We start from the raw sequence: 17,693 nt of genomic DNA on the forward strand, positions 1-17,693 counted from the left end.
ATATGCCCGGCGACCAAGTCGCCGGACCTTGAAGAGATTTTCCTTCAAAACTGCTATGCAGTGTAGTCTTATGCCTGGGATCAATCAGTCAGTTCATTCTTCGATCAATTCCATATTCAGACACAACCCCTGCAATTCCTTCACCAGAACATGGAACGATTCAGGCAGACCTGTGGTGAGGAAGTTGTCACCTTTGACAATTCTCTCGTACATGGTGGTTCGCCCTTCCACGTCATCAGATTTTGCTGTGAGAAATTCTTTAAGTGTATAGGCAGCTCCATATGCTTCCATTGCCCATACCTCCATCTCACCAAGTCTCTGTCCACCAAACTGCGCCTTACCACCAAGCGGCTGCTGAGTGACCAATGAGTAGGGCCCGGTGGAACGAGCGTGAATTTTATTATCTACAAGGTGGTGCAATTTGATCATGTACATCGCACCAACAGTCACCTTATTGGCAAACGGTTCACCCGTGAGGCCATCATAAAGCTGTGCCTGTCCTACCTCGTCAACACCTGCCTCTACAAGTAGTTTTCTGATATGCTCTTCCCGGGCGCCATCAAATACCGGGGTAGCCATATGCAACCCCTCTCTGTGTGCCCAGGCCCAGGTGATGAGTTCCTGATCAGTACGGCCTTCGGTGATTGCCTTGTATTCTTTCTCGGAATAGACAGCTTTCAGTTTTTCCCGAATCAGTTCTACAGCCTGTTCCTTGACCATTTTCTCAAGCTGCGCACCAAGCCTTTTAGCAGCAAAACCGAGGTGAACTTCAAGCACCTGGCCAACGTTCATACGAGAAGGTACACCAAGCGGATTCAGGACTATATCCACGGTGGAACCGTCCTGGAAAAACGGCATATCCTCTTCGGGGAGAAGGCGCGAAACAACACCTTTATTTCCGTGGCGGCCAGCCATCTTATCACCAACAGAAAGCTTACGTTTAGTCGCAACGTAGACTTTAACCATCTTGACCACGCCAGGAGGAAGATCGTCACCTTTCTTCATCCTGTCGATAATGCCTTCATACCTGTCTGAAATAAGACGAGCCTGTTTTTCGTAACGTTCGTAGGCCTGCTCAACCAGATCTTCGTATTTCGCTCTCTCAGAGAACTCGATGTGGCGAAGCTGCTGAAAGCCGATGGCGACAGCCATATCCGCCTCAATCTTCTTGCCCAGTGCGACAACCAGCTCACCATCTGCGTCGAAAATATCCTTCTTGGCGGTTCGGCCTTCGATAAGTAGCCCGATCTCACCACATACACCGCGTCTGAGACTGCTCAATTCGTCGAGTTTATCCTGGTTGAGTTTTTCAATCTCAAGATCCTCGATCATCAGGGACCGCTCATCCTTATCGACACCTTTACGTGAGAAAACCTTGGCGTCGATGACGACTCCGGTCACTCCTGGTGGCACACGCAGAGAGGAATCCTTCACATCCTGAGCTTTTTCCCCGAAGATTGCTCTCAGCAGCTTCTCTTCCGGTGAAAGTACGGTTTCACCTTTCGGGGTGACTTTACCCACCAGAGTGTCGCCGGCTTTCACTTCAGCTCCGATACGGACGATACCGGACTCATCGAGGTTTCTCAGAGTCTCTTCACTGACATTCGGGATATCGCGGGTGATTTCCTCTTTGCCAAGCTTGGTGTCCCGGGCCATGGTCTCAAAAACCTCGATATGTACCGAGGTAAAGGTATCCTCCCGCAACAAACGTTCGTTGACAAGGATTGAATCCTCAAAGTTGAAACCGCGCCATGGCATGAAAGCGATGGTAACGTTTTTACCAAGCGCCAGTTCACCAAGTTCACATGATGGACCATCCGCAAGCACTGTACCTTCGGTAACACGTTGTCCCGGCAGGGCCAGAGGTCTCTGGTTAAAGCAGGTGTTCTGATTGGATTTCTTATATTTCTCGAGACGGTACACGGCAACACCGGTATCATAACCGTCCACACCAGGCTTATCGTAGCGTATCACGATACGGTTAGCATCCGACTCTTCTACCACACCTTCACCGGCTGCAAGCAGACATGCCCCGGAATCGCGGGCTACATAGCTCTCCATACCAGTACCGACCAGCGGTGAACGGGTTATGAGCAGAGGTACAGCCTGTCGCTGCATGTTCGAGCCCATCAAGGCACGGTTAGCATCATCGTTTTCCAGAAAGGGGATAAGCGATGTGGCGACGGAAACGAGCTGGTTTGGCGCAATATCCATGTAGGTGACGCTGTCGGCATTTGCGGTGACAACCTCACCTTCCTCACGAACAACCAGATTTCCTTCGGCAATTTCCTTATCACCACCTTCCTTCATCAAGGCCGGGGCGATAATCTGATTCTGCTCCTGCAGTGCACTCAGATATTTGATCTGGTCAGAAACGATTCTGTCATCAACCTTGCGATACGGAGTCTCAATGAAGCCGTATGGGTTAATACGCGCATATGTTGCAAGCGAGACGATCAGTCCGATATTCGGCCCCTCAGGAGTCTCAACGGGACATATACGTCCGTAGTGTGTCGGATGTACGTCACGAACTTCAAAGCCTGCACGTTCGCGGGAAAGACCACCCGGTCCGAGCGCTGACAGACGGCGCTTATGGGTCACCTCGGACAATGGGTTGGTCTGATCCATAAACTGGGACAGCTGGGAGGTTCCGAAGAACTCTTTGATGGCAGCAGAGATCGGCTTGGGATTGACCAGGTCATGTGGCATCAACGTCTCGACATCCTGAAGAGTCATTCTCTCCTTGATGGCGCGCTCCATTCTGACCAGGCCCATGCGATACTGGTTTTCAACCAACTCACCTACCGTACGAACTCTTCTGTTACCGAGATGATCGATATCATCTACAGCACCCTGGCTGTCTTTAAGACGAACAAGATATTTAATCGATTGGACAATATCTTCTTTGGTTAGAGCACGGTTTTCGATATCGATATCGAGACCAAGTCTGGCGTTGATCTTGTATCGACCTACTTCCGAGAGATCGTAGAGATCTGCGTTAAAGAAAAGATTGTCAAAAAATCCCTGAGCAACCTCAATGGTTGGAGGGCTTGATGGACGAAGTCTTCTATAGATTTCGAGAAGTGCTTCCTCGCTTGAAGCGACCTTATCAACCGAGAGGGTCTTGGAGAACGATTCGGAGTACTTAACACCATCAATGAACAATGTCTTGAAGGAGGTGATACCGGCTGCCACGAGAGTCTGGAGAACTGTTTCCGTGATCTCGGTGTTACAAAGTGCAAGCGGTTCCCCATCCTCAGGGTTGAGGATAGTCTCAGCCAACACCTTACCGGTAACCGATTCGACGGAAATACGCAGTTTGCTGATTTCATCCGTAGCAATCCGCTTCGCCATGGCCTTACTGATCTTACGGCCCGTCTTGGCTATAATCTCGCCATCAGCAGGAGACACCAGATCGTACTCAAGCCGTTGGCCGAGCATGATCTCCGGATCAAAATCAATGAAGAATTCCTCTCCCTCGATGCTTACGTTGCTGATAGGGTAGAACTCACTCAGCAGGGATTCTGCATCGTAGCCGATCGCTTTGAGGAGAGTAGTAACCGGAAATTTACGACGCCTGTCGATACGAACGTGAAGAACGTCCTTAATATCGAATTCGAGATCAATCCAGGAACCACGTACAGGGATAATACGGGCAGAGTAGAGCAGCTTACCACTGGCGTGAGTTTTACCGTTATCGTGGGTATAAAACAGACCTGGTGAACGCTGCAACTGCGAGACGATAACTCGCTCTGTACCATTAACTACAAAAACACCATCGGCGGTCATCATAGGCAGTGAGCCGAGAAAGACCTCCTGCTCTTTGATATCGCGAATGGTTTGAACACCGGTCTCCTCGTCTACATCAAAAGTGATGAGACGAACGACAATTTTCAGCGGGATCTCATACGTCATGCCCCGTTGCTGACATTCTTCAACGGTATATTTTGGCTCACCAAATTTATATCTGACGTATTCGAGGGAACAGAGTCCGTTAAAGTCGTTAATAGGGAAGACACTCTTGAAAATCGCCTCTAACCCGATGTCCTCTCGATCCTCCGGCTCAGTGTTAATCTGCAGGAATTCCTCATACGATATTCTCTGCATTGAAATGAGATGAGGTGGCTCGATGATGTTGTCGGCCGTGGCAAAGTTCTTTCTAACTCGTTCCATAAATTATCCTCGAGGTTGCCTGTAATTTGTTACAAACTACTTAGCCCAGTCTGATTTCTAAAAATGATGGTTCAGCGTTTAGCTGAACAAAAAGGAAGTGATTAAAGTTTAGGATTTGAGTATGAATTATGCGAAATGATAACTTTCGGGTAGTTCGTGTTAAGAATAAGCAGACTTTCGGTAAAAAAAAGCGATATTGCGGGACTGAACATACCTTTTCTCCTCTTTTATTTGTTTACTCAAATATAGAAACGGCAAAGATACATATTTAATCGCTTGTAATTACTGAACATTTTTTTCGAATTTTTCGTACAGTCTAAAGCACGACACGCTACGTGGCAGAGCCCGTAGCGTGTCGTGTGTACCGATTGCAACCGCCGAAGCGGTTGCTTGCAAGTAAGTGGACTACTTGATCTCTACAGTACCACCTACAGCTTCGATCTTGGTCTTGATCTCTTCGCACTCTTCCTTGGAAGCAGCCTCTTTCAACGGAGCAGGTGCACCCTCAACCAGAGCCTTAGCCTCTTTCAGACCGAGACCGGTGATAGCGCGAACTTCTTTAATAACCTTGATCTTCTGATCTCCAGCAGCCGCCAGAATAGCGTCAAACTCAGTTTTTTCTTCTGCAGCAGCACCAGCATCTGCAGCACCACCGGCAACTGCAACAGCTACAGGAGCAGCAGCGGAAACACCGAATTTCTCTTCGAACTCTTTGATCAGTTCGGAGAGCTCAAGTACAGACATGTTGGAAATAAACTCAATTACATCTTCTTTAGTAATGGACATTATAGAATACCTCGTTCAGAATTTTTTAACAATTCGTCTCAATTAATGATAATTTAGGCGCCAGCCTGCTCTTTCTGCTCTTTGAGAGCGTTCAGTGCATAGCCAAAGGTACGTGGAACTCCGGTGAGTACCTGGACAAGTCCGGTAGGTACACCGTTGAGTACGGACAGGAACTGTCCAAGAAGTACTTCTTTGGATGGCAGCTTGGACAGAGCAATAATTCCGTCCAGTTCAAGTTTCTCTCCTTCGAGAGCACCACTTCTGATCTTGAACTTCGCATGGTCTTCGGCAAATTTGGCAAGCACCTTTGCAGGTGCAACCGGATCCGAGTAGGCCATGATAACTGCGGTGGTTCCGACGAAATCGTCACTCAACGCGGCATTATCAGTATCAGCGGCAGCTCTTTTCAGGAGAGTGTTTTTGGCAATGCGAATCTCAGAATCACTCTTGCGTAATTCCACACGCAATTCTTGTAACTCAGAGACCTTCAAACCACAATAGTCGGCGACAACAGCAAAGCTAGCCCGGCTGAACGAGTCGTTCAATTCCGAAACTACCGTCGCTTTTTCATCACGATTCAAAGTGCTCCTCCCTATATAGAAGTTTTAATAGTTTTCGAAACAGCAGCTACAACGCTGATACGAACAAAAATGGTTACCCAATTTTGTCCATGTAGTAAGGCTTACGCCTTGCGTCTCGGCAGGTCACACCCTGATCGGCATGATTAAACACTTGTGTACCCGCTGTCTTCGACCAAAAAGAGCATCAACCAGATGATTGATGCTCCGTCCAAAAATTTACTTAATCATTGCCCTGATTTGCACAGGGTCGAGTTTAACGCCAGGTCCCATTGTTGTGGAAACAGTGATAGACCGGAGATAAACTCCTTTACTCGCTGAAGGTTTCAGCTGAATAATTTTCTCAATAAATGCGGTAACATTCTCGATTACTTTCTGTTCCCCAAAGGAGGCTTTACCAATGCCTGCGTGAATGATACCAGACTTGTCTACTTTGAAGTCAACCTTTCCGCCTTTAATATCTTTGACAACATTGGCGACATCGAAGGTTACAGTACCGAGTTTTGCATTCGGCATAAGGTTACGTGGTCCGAGAATACGACCGATTTTACCAACAGTTCCCATCATGTCTGGAGTAGCAACTGTCTTATCGAATTCGAGCCAACCACCCTGGATTTTCTCAACAAGGTCGTCTGCACCAACAAAATCAGCACCCGCTTCTTTCGCCTCGGCCTCTTTAGGACCTTTAGCGAAAACCAGTACTCTGGTAACCTTACCGGTACCATGTGGCAGAACAACAGAAGAACGGATCATCTGATCAGCGTGACGCGGATCTACTCCGAGCTTCAGTGCGATGTCGAAGGTTTCGTCAAATTTAGCATAGCTCATAGAAAGAGCTTTTTTGATACCTTCTTCCAGAGAGTAAAGAACACTTTTATCTAATGTCTCAACTTTATTTTTATAATTTTTTCCGCGTTTCGGCATGATGCCTCCTACTTTGACAAAGCTAACAAGCTCAGTCAGCAGTGATTTTATGCAAATCTTTTGATTAACTTAATTAATCTACTACAGTTATTCCGCAGCTACGGGCAGTACCTTCAACGATTTTCATCGCTGCATCGATATCGTATGCGTTCAGGTCAGGCATTTTGATTTCCGCAATTTCGCGAACCTTGTCACGACCGAGCTCAGCTACACGCTCTGCTTTCGGATTACCGGAACCTTTTTGCAGGTTTGCTGCCTTGAGCAACAGAACGGATGCCGGTGGGGTCTTGGTAATATAACTGAAAGACCTATCCTGGTACACAGTGATAACAACCGGAACGATTGTATCGCCGAGACTCTGAGTCTTTGCATTAAATGCCTTGCAGAACTCCATGATGTTCACACCATGCTGGCCCAGTGCAGGACCTACTGGCGGAGATGGGTTCGCTTTACCTGCAGGAATCTGCAGTTTAATGAATGCCATTGCTTTTTTGGCCATTTTTTCACTCCAACTAACAAGCTGTTTTCTATTTTATGCAATCCAAGATTAGATTGCCGCAGCTACGAATGGTATCGGTCTAGCTGCCTGTCAGGTATTGCTGACTTGAACAAACTCCAACTCAACGGGTGTTTCACGACCGAAGATAGATACCATAACGCGAACACGGCCTTTCTCAGGAAAGACCTCGTCAACAACGCCTTGAAAGTTAGCGAACGGTCCATCGATTACACGTACCGTTTCACCCACATCGAAGATGACTTTCGGCCTCGGTCTATCTGAGCCGTCTTGGATTCGACCTATAATCTTTGCTGCATCCTCGTCGGATATGGGGACCGGATTGCGATCATCGCCAACAAAGCCAACTACTCTTGGCATGTTCTGGTGAATTGTATGCCAGGTCTGATCGTTCAATTCCATGCTAACAAGCATATAACCAGGAAAGAACCTACGTGATGAGGTCTTCCTGGATCCCTTGATCATCTCAACTACCTGTTCTGTCGGTACGAGAATTTCGCCAAAGTACTCTTCGAGCCCTTCTTTACGAATCCTCTCTTCGAGGGTGGTCTTAACCTTGTCCTCAAACCCGGAGTGAACCTGAAGTATGTACCATTGCCTTGCCATGAGTCAAATTTTTCCTCGAGTGTTTGAAAAAAGTTGGAGCAGTTCTATCAGCCTGGTCCGTCCTATCAAACTGGACCCCGGAATCATCCTATCGCAAGAGAGACGAAACAAGTTTACCGAGAAGAAGATCAACAGAACCAAGATACGCCGCCATTACAAATGTAAGCACAACTACGATTCCAGTCAGACCCAAGGTCATTTTTTTGTCCGGCCACACTATCTTGCCGAATTCAACCTTTACTTCTTCAATAAATTTTTTGATTTGAGCAGGTGCGAATGGTGATGGCTCCTTAACCTTAGCCACTGCATCAGTCTTTTTAGTCTTGGGTTTACCTGCCATATCATTATCCGAGAAGAGATTTACCTAGTTATTTCCAGCAAATAGAGGTCAAAAAAACTACGTACACCAAACACAAAAACACCTGCCATAAAAATGGCAGGCCAGGAGGGATTCGAACCCCCAACCCCCGGATTTGGAGTCCGGTGCTCTACCAATTAGAGCTACTGGCCTGTGTTTCGTTACTTAGTCTCCTTGTGCGGAGTATGACTCCGGCAGAAAGGACAATACTTCTTGAACTCAAGTTTGTTCGGAGTATTTTTCTTGTTTTTTGTGGTCGTATAGTTACGACGTTTGCATGTACCACATGCAAGGGTGACTATATCTCTCATTCTGATCTTCCTATGCGAAATTTACCCTGCCCGAACACACCCGAGGCAGGGTAAAATATTCTTGCGCCGATACTACTTAACGATCTTAGATACTACGCCGGCGCCTACGGTTCTACCACCTTCGCGAATAGCGAAACGGAGACCCTCGTCCATGGCAATAGGGGTGATCAGTTCTGCGGTAACAGATACATTATCACCTGGCATAACCATCTCGGTACCCTCTGGAAGGGTTACAATACCGGTAACGTCAGTTGTTCTGAAGTAGAACTGTGGACGATATCCGTTAAAGAATGGGGTATGACGTCCGCCCTCATCTTTACCAAGGATGTAACACTCTGCCTCGAAATTGGTGTGAGGAGTAATAGAACCCGGCTTGGCAAGTACCTGGCCGCGCTCAATTTCTTCACGCTTAACACCACGAAGGAGAGCTCCGATGTTATCACCAGCCTGACCCTCATCGAGAAGCTTGCGGAACATCTCTACACCAGTACAGGTGGTTTTCTGAGTCTCTTTGATACCGACGATCTCAACTTCCTCACCTACCTTGATGATACCACGCTCTACACGACCGGTAGCAACGGTACCACGTCCGGAGATAGAGAACACATCTTCGATCGGCATCAAGAAAGGCATATCAACATCACGCTCTGGCTCAGGAACGTAGCTATCTACCGCATCCATAAGCTCCCAGATGCAAGCAGCCTTCTCTTCATCTTCCGGATTCTCAAGTGCGAGAAGAGCAGAACCCTGAACAAAAGGAATATCATCACCAGGAAATTCATACTTGTCGAGCAGCTCACGGAGCTCCATCTCAACGAGTTCGATGAGTTCCTCATCGTCAACCATATCACACTTGTTCAGGAAGACAACGATAGCCGGAACACCTACCTGGCGAGCAAGCAGGATATGCTCACGGGTCTGAGGCATAGCACCATCAGTCGCAGCAACAACCAGGATCGCGCCGTCCATCTGAGCAGCACCGGTGATCATGTTCTTGATGTAATCAGCATGGCCAGGACAATCAACGTGAGCATAGTGACGTTTCTCAGTCTCATACTCTACGTGAGCGGTCGCGATGGTAATTCCACGCTCTTTCTCTTCCGGCGCTTTATCGATATCACTGAAGTCAGTAAAAGAAGCCTGACCTTTAGTAGACAAAACGCGGGTAATAGCTGCAGTCAGTGTGGTTTTACCATGATCGATGTGACCAACAGTACCGACATTGACATGCGGTTTAGTCCTTTCAAATTTTTCCTTTGACATATCTCTTGTCTCCTCAGGCCGTTGAAAGTTTTCTTATTCAATAGTATTCAAATAAAACTGGAGCCCACGACCGGATTTGAACCGGTGACCTCATCCTTACCAAGGATGCGCTCTACCAACTGAGCTACGTGGGCACCTAAAACTACTTCTGTATAGACAGCATGGAGCGGGAAACGAGACTCGAACTCGCAACCCTCAGCTTGGAAGGCTGATGCTCTACCAATTGAGCTATTCCCGCTCTATCTTAAAGTCTTCTACCATGCTGAAAAGATGGTGGAGGGGGGAGGATTCGAACCTCCGAAGGCTGAGCCGACAGATTTACAGTCTGTTCCCTTTGGCCACTCGGGAACCCCTCCTCGCTATTGAGCGCCTGAATAAAAGACAGGCACCTATTTATACCCTTCACAGCACTTTGTAAAGTACTTTTTAATTTTTTTTGGAGCTGGCGATGGGACTTGAACCCGCAACCTGCTGATTACAAATCAGCTGCTCTGCCAATTGAGCTACGCCAGCTTACAAAGCACGGGAATATACACTTTCGGTATTGTTAATTCAACCTCTTTTTTCCATTACTTTGTCTTTTTTTTATACAAAAGTTCCTGCCCTATACTCAGTCAGCATTTGAGAAAAGCGATTTTACAGTAACTTACAAAACCCATATAGAGTCAAAGGCAATTATCGCTTTATGAGCTTTTTTTTTCAAGTACTGAGACTGTGAATCCCGGCACCCTGTAAACATGCGACTGTTGAAGTACCGGACAACGGTACAACTTCACAAGCAATGGTAAGTCCCTATTGCGATTCAGTCCAGTCCTGAGTTGCATTCTATTAATTTTTTTATGCGCTTTCCAAACGCAAACCGCTCCACCTTCACAGCTAAACGCAAGAAGGCCGATCCCTGTCACAGGAATCGGCCTTCTTCTTATGCATTAGCCATTAGCGCTAATCTTACAGCTCATTAACGTTTTTTGCATAGCTACTTTCGCGATACTTCTCAAAACACATCGCTGTGGTTCTGTAGGCGATATGTGCGAATTTGGTGTATGGCAAATACAGGAACAGCATCATTACCGATACGAGATGCAGATAATACACGATATAGCCAAGGGTAGGGAGACCAGCGAGACGAATAAGCTCAGCTCCAAGACCGGTTATACCTACTGCCATGATTTCCCAGATCAGGAACCAGTCATAGAAGGTATTGCTTGCCTCACCTTTTTTCTCCATTTCCTTGCGGTTGTTCCATAAAACCCAAATACCGTAGAGAAGAGCAACGGCAGAAACATTAGCAAGAATTTTGAACGGATCAATCAGGGAGAGTGGTCCGTGGAGGTGTGGCCAGATAAGCCCCAGCACATCGTTCTTGAACAAGGACCAACAGGTAACTATAAACAGTCCGATGAAGGCCAGCACCAGAGGCAAATGACCTTTTACACGGTCTGTGTTCACTGTGCACTCACGAAACCGGCTGTGCTTCATGGTTTCCACAAGCGATGGCCAAAGGAAATCCTGAAAAAATCCTACTACAGATGGCCTGAAGTTGGAGCTAATTCCAGCGTTGCTGCTCATCGCCTTCCACATCTTGGTGATTCCCATAAACAATGAGAACACAGCTAAGCCCAGCGAAGGCACCATAAAGAATACGATAAAAGCAATATTCTTTGCGTACCACCTGAAGTCCCAGTGACCAAAGAACTCCTGATATCCTTTCTTGGCAAACTCTTCAGTGCTTGGAATATGCATCGCACCAGAAAGAAACCAGAAAATAAGGATGATAACTGCAGGAATACCAATCAACATCGGCAGATTCTTTGCACTTGTGCAAAGCTTAGCCAGACCGGCTGGCCAACCGTAGAAGGTATAGGCAAAGGAACGAATTGCACCAAGTACCTCACCTGGCTTGGCACCACGTGGACAGTTAGCGGTACAATCACCACATTGGTGACAGAGAAACACATCGGGATCAGCAACGAGATTTTCTTTCATACCCCATTGGGACCAAATCATTTCCTTTCTTGGAAATGGTTTCTCATCACTGGAAAGAGGACAAGCAACAGAACATGTTGCACACTGATAACACTTTTTTAAAGTGTCACCTCCAGCCTCTTTCAGAGATCGTATAAATTGTAAATCCGGTTGAACATTCATTTTTCCCCTCCTGTTATATTATCAAAAACTACAAATCATGATCTCATGAAATTACTAAACTCAAACTCCGAGTATTCCTCAAACCGCGGAGAGCAAGCCCCCCGCGGAACGGTTCATGATATACAACAGGTTAGAAGCCTTTGAATGGGTTCGGACCCATTTCAACGATCTCTTCGACAAAATCGTTAATGATCTGCGGAATCTTGTCGTAATCAGTAATTGCAACCTGCTCAGCAGCACATCTCTCAGACTCAAGGCCGAGACTGGAGAGAGTGTCACCGATATTTTCCATACGCTTGGAAGCAATCTCGGAACCTTTAACAAAGTGACACTGATAATCGTCGCCATAAGTACAACCAAGCAGCATAGCACCGTCCATACCAGCAGACAGAGCATCACGGATCCAGGCCATATTCACAGAACCAAGACAGCGTACAGGAATGAATCGTACCATATGATTGAGACCATTACGCTTCATACCAGACATATCTAGTGCCGGGTAAGCGTCGTTTTCGCAAACAAAAACGACAATACGCAGTCTATCATCATCGTCCTCAGGTACTTCAATGGCCTTAACCATCGAACCAATCAGATCAATGTTGTAATCCTTAAATCCGATAATACGTTCCGGACATGCACCCATACAGGTACCACATCTACGACAACGGGTCGGGTTAGGCAGCGGAGTACCTTTATCATCATCATCGAGAGCACCGAACGGACATTCCTCGGTACAACGCTTACACTGGGTACAACGCTGCATGAAAAATTCCGGGTAGGTTGCATCACCGGAACGAGGATGAACAGATACGCCGCGATCAGTTGACTCGAGGCACTGAACAGCTTTGAGTGCAGCACCGGTTGCATCATCAAGCGCTTCATCCATGGTCTCAGCCTTACGAACGCCACCACAGGCGTAAATACCTGTTCTTCGGGTCTCGTATGGGAAACAGATGAAATGAGAGTCAGCATAACCGTCGAACAGGTCGAGATCGTTAAAGGCTGGTCCCTGGCGATAAGCAAGATTAATGGTGTTCTCATGCAGGGTGGTTGGCTCCATACCTGCCGCAAGAACAACCATATCCACTTCAAGATCAAGGTTTTCGCCAAGCAGGGTATCTTCAACAGCCACAGTAACCTTGCCGCCGGCCTCGCCGACCTGCATCACGTTACCTTTGGTCATGAAAATACCATCGTTTAGCTGAGCAGCCTTGTAAAACAGTTCCATGGAACCTGGAGTACGCATATGCTGGTAAAGAATATATGCTTTACCTTCTGCATTATCCTGGCAGACATACTGAGCCTGCTTAAGAGCGACCATGGAAGTTACAGAGTTACAGTATGGAAAATCCTGATCATGGTCTTTTCCACCTGGACTCTGAACAAAGGCTACATTTGCAGGAACCTTTCCTTCTTTGGCAAGCTTCTCGAATTCCGCATTGGTTACAACATTAGGTATCTTGCCATGGCCGAGATGCTCATACTGGCTGACATCAGCAGGCTTCCAACCGGTGGCGAGTACAACTGCACCAACTTTGGTCGCGTTAGGATCGATCTCGGTGTACTTCTGGAGACCTGCATTCGGGTCTTCCTTCTGACCTTTATCAATCAGTTCCTGCTCATCAACAGTTACCTTCGCAGGAGCATCCCACTCGCCAGTTGTTCCGGCATCTTTAAAAGTAACGTTAAAATCACCAGGAGCACCAGAGATACGTGCCACCTCTGTTGCAGTCTTAACAGTTATCTTCTCGTTTGCCTCAATCTCTGCCAGCAGGGCGGCAACAGGATTCTCTTCGAGGTCAGTCCAGGGTGACTTGGAGGGGAAAGACTTTCTCCAGCCTTTCGCCTTACCGCCTGGCTCATCCTCTTTCTCAACTACCAGTACATCGTAACCGGCTGCGGCAGCCTCTTTTGCTGCAGTAAGACCGGAGATACCAGCACCCATGACCATAATGGTCTTGTTGATGGTCTCTAATTTAAATGCCTCTGCCAGTTCGGTCTTCTTGGCACGGGTACAAGCCATTCTCATGTAGTCAGAAGCGGTCTCCTGAAGAAACTCTGCTGCTTCTGCATGGGGCTCTTCACCTTCAGCAGGTTTTACCTCAGACCAGATCACCTGCTCACGAAGGTTTGCACGAACAGTAATCTTATCATCACCGAAGTTGAACTCGTTCGTCATAACACGTGGAGAACAGGCACCTACAACTATGGTGTTAACACCGTCAGCGATATCAGTCTCGATGAACGCCCTGCCCTCTTTGCCACAGAGGTATGCATGGGTCTTGCACTCCATGGACATCTCACCGGATACAATCTCGGAAAGGGCCTCAATGTCGAGCGCATCTCCGATGCCACACCCGGTACAAATATATGCACAGTATTTTTTATCCATTGATCATTACCTCCTGGAAACCTGAATTGCCTTCAAGGCAGCGGCAGTGGAATTCTGAGTAGTTGTAACAACGTCTGCTGCTTTTTTAGCACAACCTGCAGCAATCATTGCCTTCTCTGCATCAGTGATTACGAAACCGTTGCTGTCCATCTGCAAGGCAACAGGTGCACCCTGTACATCAAGTGATGGCTGCATTCCGGTTGCCAGGACTGCCAGATCGACCTTCTGGGAGATCTTCTCCATGGTAACAGCGTTTTCTGCGATAAGAGTTACACCGCCATCTTCCTCGATCAGAATATCTGCAACCTTGCCTTTAATAAACTCGGCGTTTGCATCATTCATACGGGCTTCACGGAATTTCTCGTATTTTCCTGGGGTACGCAGATCTATATAGAAAACATAGATTTTGGCATCAGGATACTGCTCACGGACGTAGGACATCTGCTTGAAAGTTGCCATACAACAGATGTGCGAGCAGTACTCGAGATGATTTTCATCACGGGAGCCAGCACACTGAACAAAACCAATAGACTCGATTTCCTTGTTGTCGCCAGGACGGAGGATCTTACCCTCGGTAGGACCGTTCGGAGCAGCAAGACGCTCCATCATCATATTGGTGATGATGGCATCAGACTGGCCAAACTTGAGGTTCTCCATCTTAGTTGCATCATATGGTTCCCAGCCTGTGGCCCAGATAATCGAGCCAACGTTGACTGTTACTGTCTCGGACTGCATATCGAGGTCAACAGCATCATATTTGCAAGCAGCCTTAACCGCCTCTGCACCCTCGGCAGAAAGAGCGTCTTTGGCAATAACATAACGACGTGGAAACGCCATAGCGTGCGGAAGATAAGCAGCTTTCGTCTTGCCAAGACCAAAATTGAAATCACTGTCGATCTCATCAGGGCAGGCAACAGCACAGTCACCGCAAGCGGTACAATTGCTGTTTACGTAACGTGGGCTGATTTCCAGTGTAACTTCATAATTGCCAGGGCCACCGGTGACTTCTTTCACGGTGGTCATGGAATATGTACGGATCTTACGGTTGTCTTTAATCCGCCGGAAGTTGATTTCGAGTCCACAACTAGGTGGACACATCTTCGGAAAATACTCATTCAGCTGGGCTACCCGACCACCAAAGGTTGGGCTCTTTTCGACCAGGAATACGTCGTTTCCGACTTCGGCGGTCTCAAGGGCAGCTGTGAGGCCACTGATTCCTCCGCCTACGACCAATACTGCACCATTGGTGCCATGCTCGTCAGTCATACCTTTCCTCCATAATTACTCTTAAAAAAATATATTGACCATTGGCATGGTTAACTGATCTGCGACGAACATCTCTGTAAACCAACACCAATTAATGGACTAAGATCCCTAGATAACATATTTTTAATACCGATGAAAACTTTTTTAGCTTAGGCTGGACAAAGTTTACCAAACTCTTTACCCGGCATACGCCAAAAAGGGTCTCCTTATAACAAAAAATCTCCAGGAGCCGGCTGACCCCTGGAGATTTTAGTACTACTTCACATCTAACCTAACACTTTGGGTCCATCAATTAGATCCAAGGTTCGGTCTCAACGATGTTGATAACCTCAACCTTCTCACAGAGCCACTCTTTGGTCTCTGGGTTGAAGGTGGAGTTAACGAAGCACTTCCAGTTCTCGTCATCACAGGTCGGGAAATCAGATCTGTAGTAGAATCCTGGGTAACGGGACTCTTTACGGAACTCGATGTGACGGATATGGGTCTCAACACACCAGATGCGGTGATAGTTCTCCCAAGCTCTCATCAGCTCATGGAGGTCACCAGCGCCCATCTTCTCAGCATCTTCACGAAGCATCTGGAGGAGATCCAGACAGATGTTCAGAAGTTTACCAGAAGTCATGTAGTAGGTAGCAACACCACCACCGTACTCATCGGTAGCCTTCATGAGACGCATCATCATACCAGCAGGCTTGCAGTAGTTCGGATTCACATCTTCAGCGGTAGATGCATCCTTGAACTCGTTGTAGCGCTTAACTGGAGCGTAGATCTCATCAGCAAGCTCCTGAGGAGTCTGCATGAGCTCTGGGGTGAAGTCAGCATTGTCGCGGCAGAATTTAACCATCTGCTTAGCAGCAATACGACCCTCAGCATGGGAACCGGAGGAGAACTTATGACCGGAAGCACCAACACCATCACCAGCGGTGAACAGACCGTCAACGGTGGTCATACGGTTGTAGCCCCACTTGTACTTGTGAGCACGGGAGTCATTCTGTACATCTGGTACCCACTCTTCTTCCGGACCAGAGGTCCAGATACCACAACAACCGGAGTGAGATCCAAGCATGTATGGTTCGGTTGGCATAATCTCAGAACCTACTTTCTCAGGCTCGATGTTCATACCAGCCCAGAGACCTGCCTGACCAACGGACATATCCAGGAAGTCTTCCCACGCCTCAGACTCGAGGTGTTTCCAGAACTTCTTGAGGGACTTCTCATCCATACCTGCTTCTTTACGCTCGTCAAGGAAAGCGTTAAGAGCAACGTCGGTAGCCATGTAGATAGGACCACGGCCTTCTTTCAGCTCGTTGATCATCAAGTGGTTACGCAGACAGGTCGGGGTAACCGCAGACTGACCGTAAGGCATGAACTTGGAAAGCTCTTCTTTAGCAGCATCGCCCATTGCGTAGAACTCGCCCAGACCGTTAGCAACTTTCGCTTTGAACAGAAGGAACCAAGCACCAACAGGACCGTAACCATCTTTGAAACGGGCTGGGGTGAAACGGTTTTCCATCATGGTCAGGGTAGCACCAACCTGAGCACACATGGTGTAGGTGGAACCTGCGTTCCATACTGGGTACCATGCACGTCCTTTACCCTCACCGGTAGAACGTGGGCGGAAAATGTTAACCGCACCACCACAAGCTACCATTGCAGTTTTGCAACGGAAAACGTGTACTTTGTTCTCACGGGTGGAGAAACCTACCGCACCAGCGATCTGGTTTGGCTTGTTCTTGTCAAGCAACATCTTAACGATGAATACACGCTCAAGGATGTTGTCTGCGCCAAGTGCGGTTGCTGCAGGCTCTGCAACGATACACTTGTAAGACTCACCGTTGATCATGATCTGCCATTTACCGGTACGCACAGGCTGTCCGCCTTCACGCAGGGTTGGAGCAGGCTTGGAACCGTCGAGGTTCTCGCCGTCAGCATCTTTCTTCCATACTGGCAGACCCCACTCCTCGAACAGTTTAACAGACTCATCTACGTGACGACCGCAGTCGTAAATAAGATCTTCACGTACAACGCCCATCAGATCGTTACGAACCATTTTTACGTAGTTCTCGATCGGATTCTCACCAATGTAGGTGTTAATAGCAGAAAGACCCTGGGCAACAGCACCAGAACGCTCGAGGGAAGCTTTATCCACGAGCATGATTTTCATATCTTCAGGAGCCCACTTCTTGATCTCGAAAGCGGTTCCACAAGCAGCCATACCACCACCGACGATGAGAACATCAACATCATGCTCTACTACCTCAGGATCGACAACTGCAAGCAACTCACCTTTGGGTTTATTTGGTAATGCCATATTTTAATCTCCTTATATCTATCAAAGATTTTGCGTTCTAGTTTAGATTCCGGTTCCCGA

General features: G+C 47.5%; 13 protein-coding genes and 5 tRNA genes. All 18 read right to left on the reverse strand.

Annotation, left to right across the window (positions count from 1 at the left end):
* Positions 1-93: 93 nt before the first annotated feature.
* Positions 94-4,173, reverse strand: a complete 4,080-nt coding sequence (rpoB, locus tag ACN5NT_RS12395) for a DNA-directed RNA polymerase subunit beta (RefSeq protein WP_136798089.1) — start codon at positions 4,171-4,173, stop codon at positions 94-96.
* A 405-nt stretch (positions 4,174-4,578) separates the two neighbouring features.
* Positions 4,579-4,959: a 50S ribosomal protein L7/L12 gene (rplL, locus tag ACN5NT_RS12400; protein WP_419175621.1), complete on the reverse strand. Its 381-nt coding sequence runs from the start codon at positions 4,957-4,959 to the stop codon at positions 4,579-4,581.
* A gap of 53 nt (positions 4,960-5,012) precedes the next feature.
* Positions 5,013-5,540: a 50S ribosomal protein L10 gene (rplJ, locus tag ACN5NT_RS12405; RefSeq protein ID WP_136798090.1), complete on the reverse strand. Its 528-nt coding sequence runs from the start codon at positions 5,538-5,540 to the stop codon at positions 5,013-5,015.
* A gap of 216 nt (positions 5,541-5,756) precedes the next feature.
* Positions 5,757-6,461 (reverse strand): 50S ribosomal protein L1, encoded by a 705-nt coding sequence (rplA, locus tag ACN5NT_RS12410; protein ID WP_419175622.1) that lies wholly within the window; start codon positions 6,459-6,461, stop codon positions 5,757-5,759.
* A 73-nt stretch (positions 6,462-6,534) separates the two neighbouring features.
* Entirely contained in the window at positions 6,535-6,960 is a 426-nt protein-coding gene (gene rplK, locus ACN5NT_RS12415) for a 50S ribosomal protein L11 (RefSeq protein ID WP_136798092.1), read from the reverse strand.
* Between the two features lie 90 nt (positions 6,961-7,050).
* Positions 7,051-7,584 carry a transcription termination/antitermination protein NusG gene (gene nusG, locus ACN5NT_RS12420; RefSeq protein WP_136798093.1) on the reverse strand — a complete coding sequence of 178 codons (534 nt, stop codon included), beginning with the start codon at positions 7,582-7,584 and terminating at the stop codon, positions 7,051-7,053.
* 88 nt (positions 7,585-7,672) lie between these two features.
* The gene (gene secE, locus ACN5NT_RS12425) at positions 7,673-7,924 is read right to left on the reverse strand and encodes a preprotein translocase subunit SecE (protein WP_136798094.1); all 252 of its coding nucleotides are present in this window, start codon (positions 7,922-7,924) and stop codon (positions 7,673-7,675) included.
* Between the two features lie 94 nt (positions 7,925-8,018).
* Positions 8,019-8,095: transfer RNA gene (locus tag ACN5NT_RS12430), tRNA-Trp, on the reverse strand.
* A gap of 8 nt (positions 8,096-8,103) precedes the next feature.
* The gene (gene rpmG, locus ACN5NT_RS12435) at positions 8,104-8,253 is read right to left on the reverse strand and encodes a 50S ribosomal protein L33 (protein WP_136798095.1); all 150 of its coding nucleotides are present in this window, start codon (positions 8,251-8,253) and stop codon (positions 8,104-8,106) included.
* A 72-nt stretch (positions 8,254-8,325) separates the two neighbouring features.
* Positions 8,326-9,516: an elongation factor Tu gene (gene tuf / locus ACN5NT_RS12440; RefSeq protein ID WP_419175623.1), complete on the reverse strand. Its 1,191-nt coding sequence runs from the start codon at positions 9,514-9,516 to the stop codon at positions 8,326-8,328.
* A 58-nt stretch (positions 9,517-9,574) separates the two neighbouring features.
* Positions 9,575-9,650, reverse strand: a tRNA-Thr gene (locus ACN5NT_RS12445).
* A 28-nt stretch (positions 9,651-9,678) separates the two neighbouring features.
* Positions 9,679-9,754: transfer RNA gene (locus ACN5NT_RS12450), tRNA-Gly, on the reverse strand.
* 33 nt (positions 9,755-9,787) lie between these two features.
* Positions 9,788-9,872: transfer RNA gene (locus ACN5NT_RS12455), tRNA-Tyr, on the reverse strand.
* An 81-nt stretch (positions 9,873-9,953) separates the two neighbouring features.
* A tRNA-Thr gene (locus tag ACN5NT_RS12460) sits at positions 9,954-10,029 on the reverse strand.
* A gap of 435 nt (positions 10,030-10,464) precedes the next feature.
* Positions 10,465-11,664, reverse strand: a complete 1,200-nt coding sequence (qmoC, locus tag ACN5NT_RS12465; protein WP_136798097.1) for a quinone-interacting membrane-bound oxidoreductase complex subunit QmoC — start codon at positions 11,662-11,664, stop codon at positions 10,465-10,467.
* Positions 11,665-11,794: 130 nt separating this feature from the next.
* Positions 11,795-14,056 (reverse strand): FAD-dependent oxidoreductase, encoded by a 2,262-nt coding sequence (locus ACN5NT_RS12470; protein WP_419175624.1) that lies wholly within the window; start codon positions 14,054-14,056, stop codon positions 11,795-11,797.
* 6 nt (positions 14,057-14,062) lie between these two features.
* Complete coding sequence (locus ACN5NT_RS12475) at positions 14,063-15,322, reverse strand: NAD(P)-binding protein (protein ID WP_136798099.1); 1,260 nt, start codon at positions 15,320-15,322, stop codon at positions 14,063-14,065.
* Between the two features lie 292 nt (positions 15,323-15,614).
* Complete coding sequence (gene aprA / locus ACN5NT_RS12480) at positions 15,615-17,633, reverse strand: adenylyl-sulfate reductase subunit alpha (RefSeq protein ID WP_136798100.1); 2,019 nt, start codon at positions 17,631-17,633, stop codon at positions 15,615-15,617.
* Positions 17,634-17,693: the final 60 nt, after the last annotated feature.

Origin of the sequence: Desulfosediminicola sp., assembly GCF_048381775.1 — a bacterium.
Lineage (GTDB): Bacteria > Desulfobacterota > Desulfobulbia > Desulfobulbales > Desulfocapsaceae > Desulfopila > Desulfopila ganghwensis.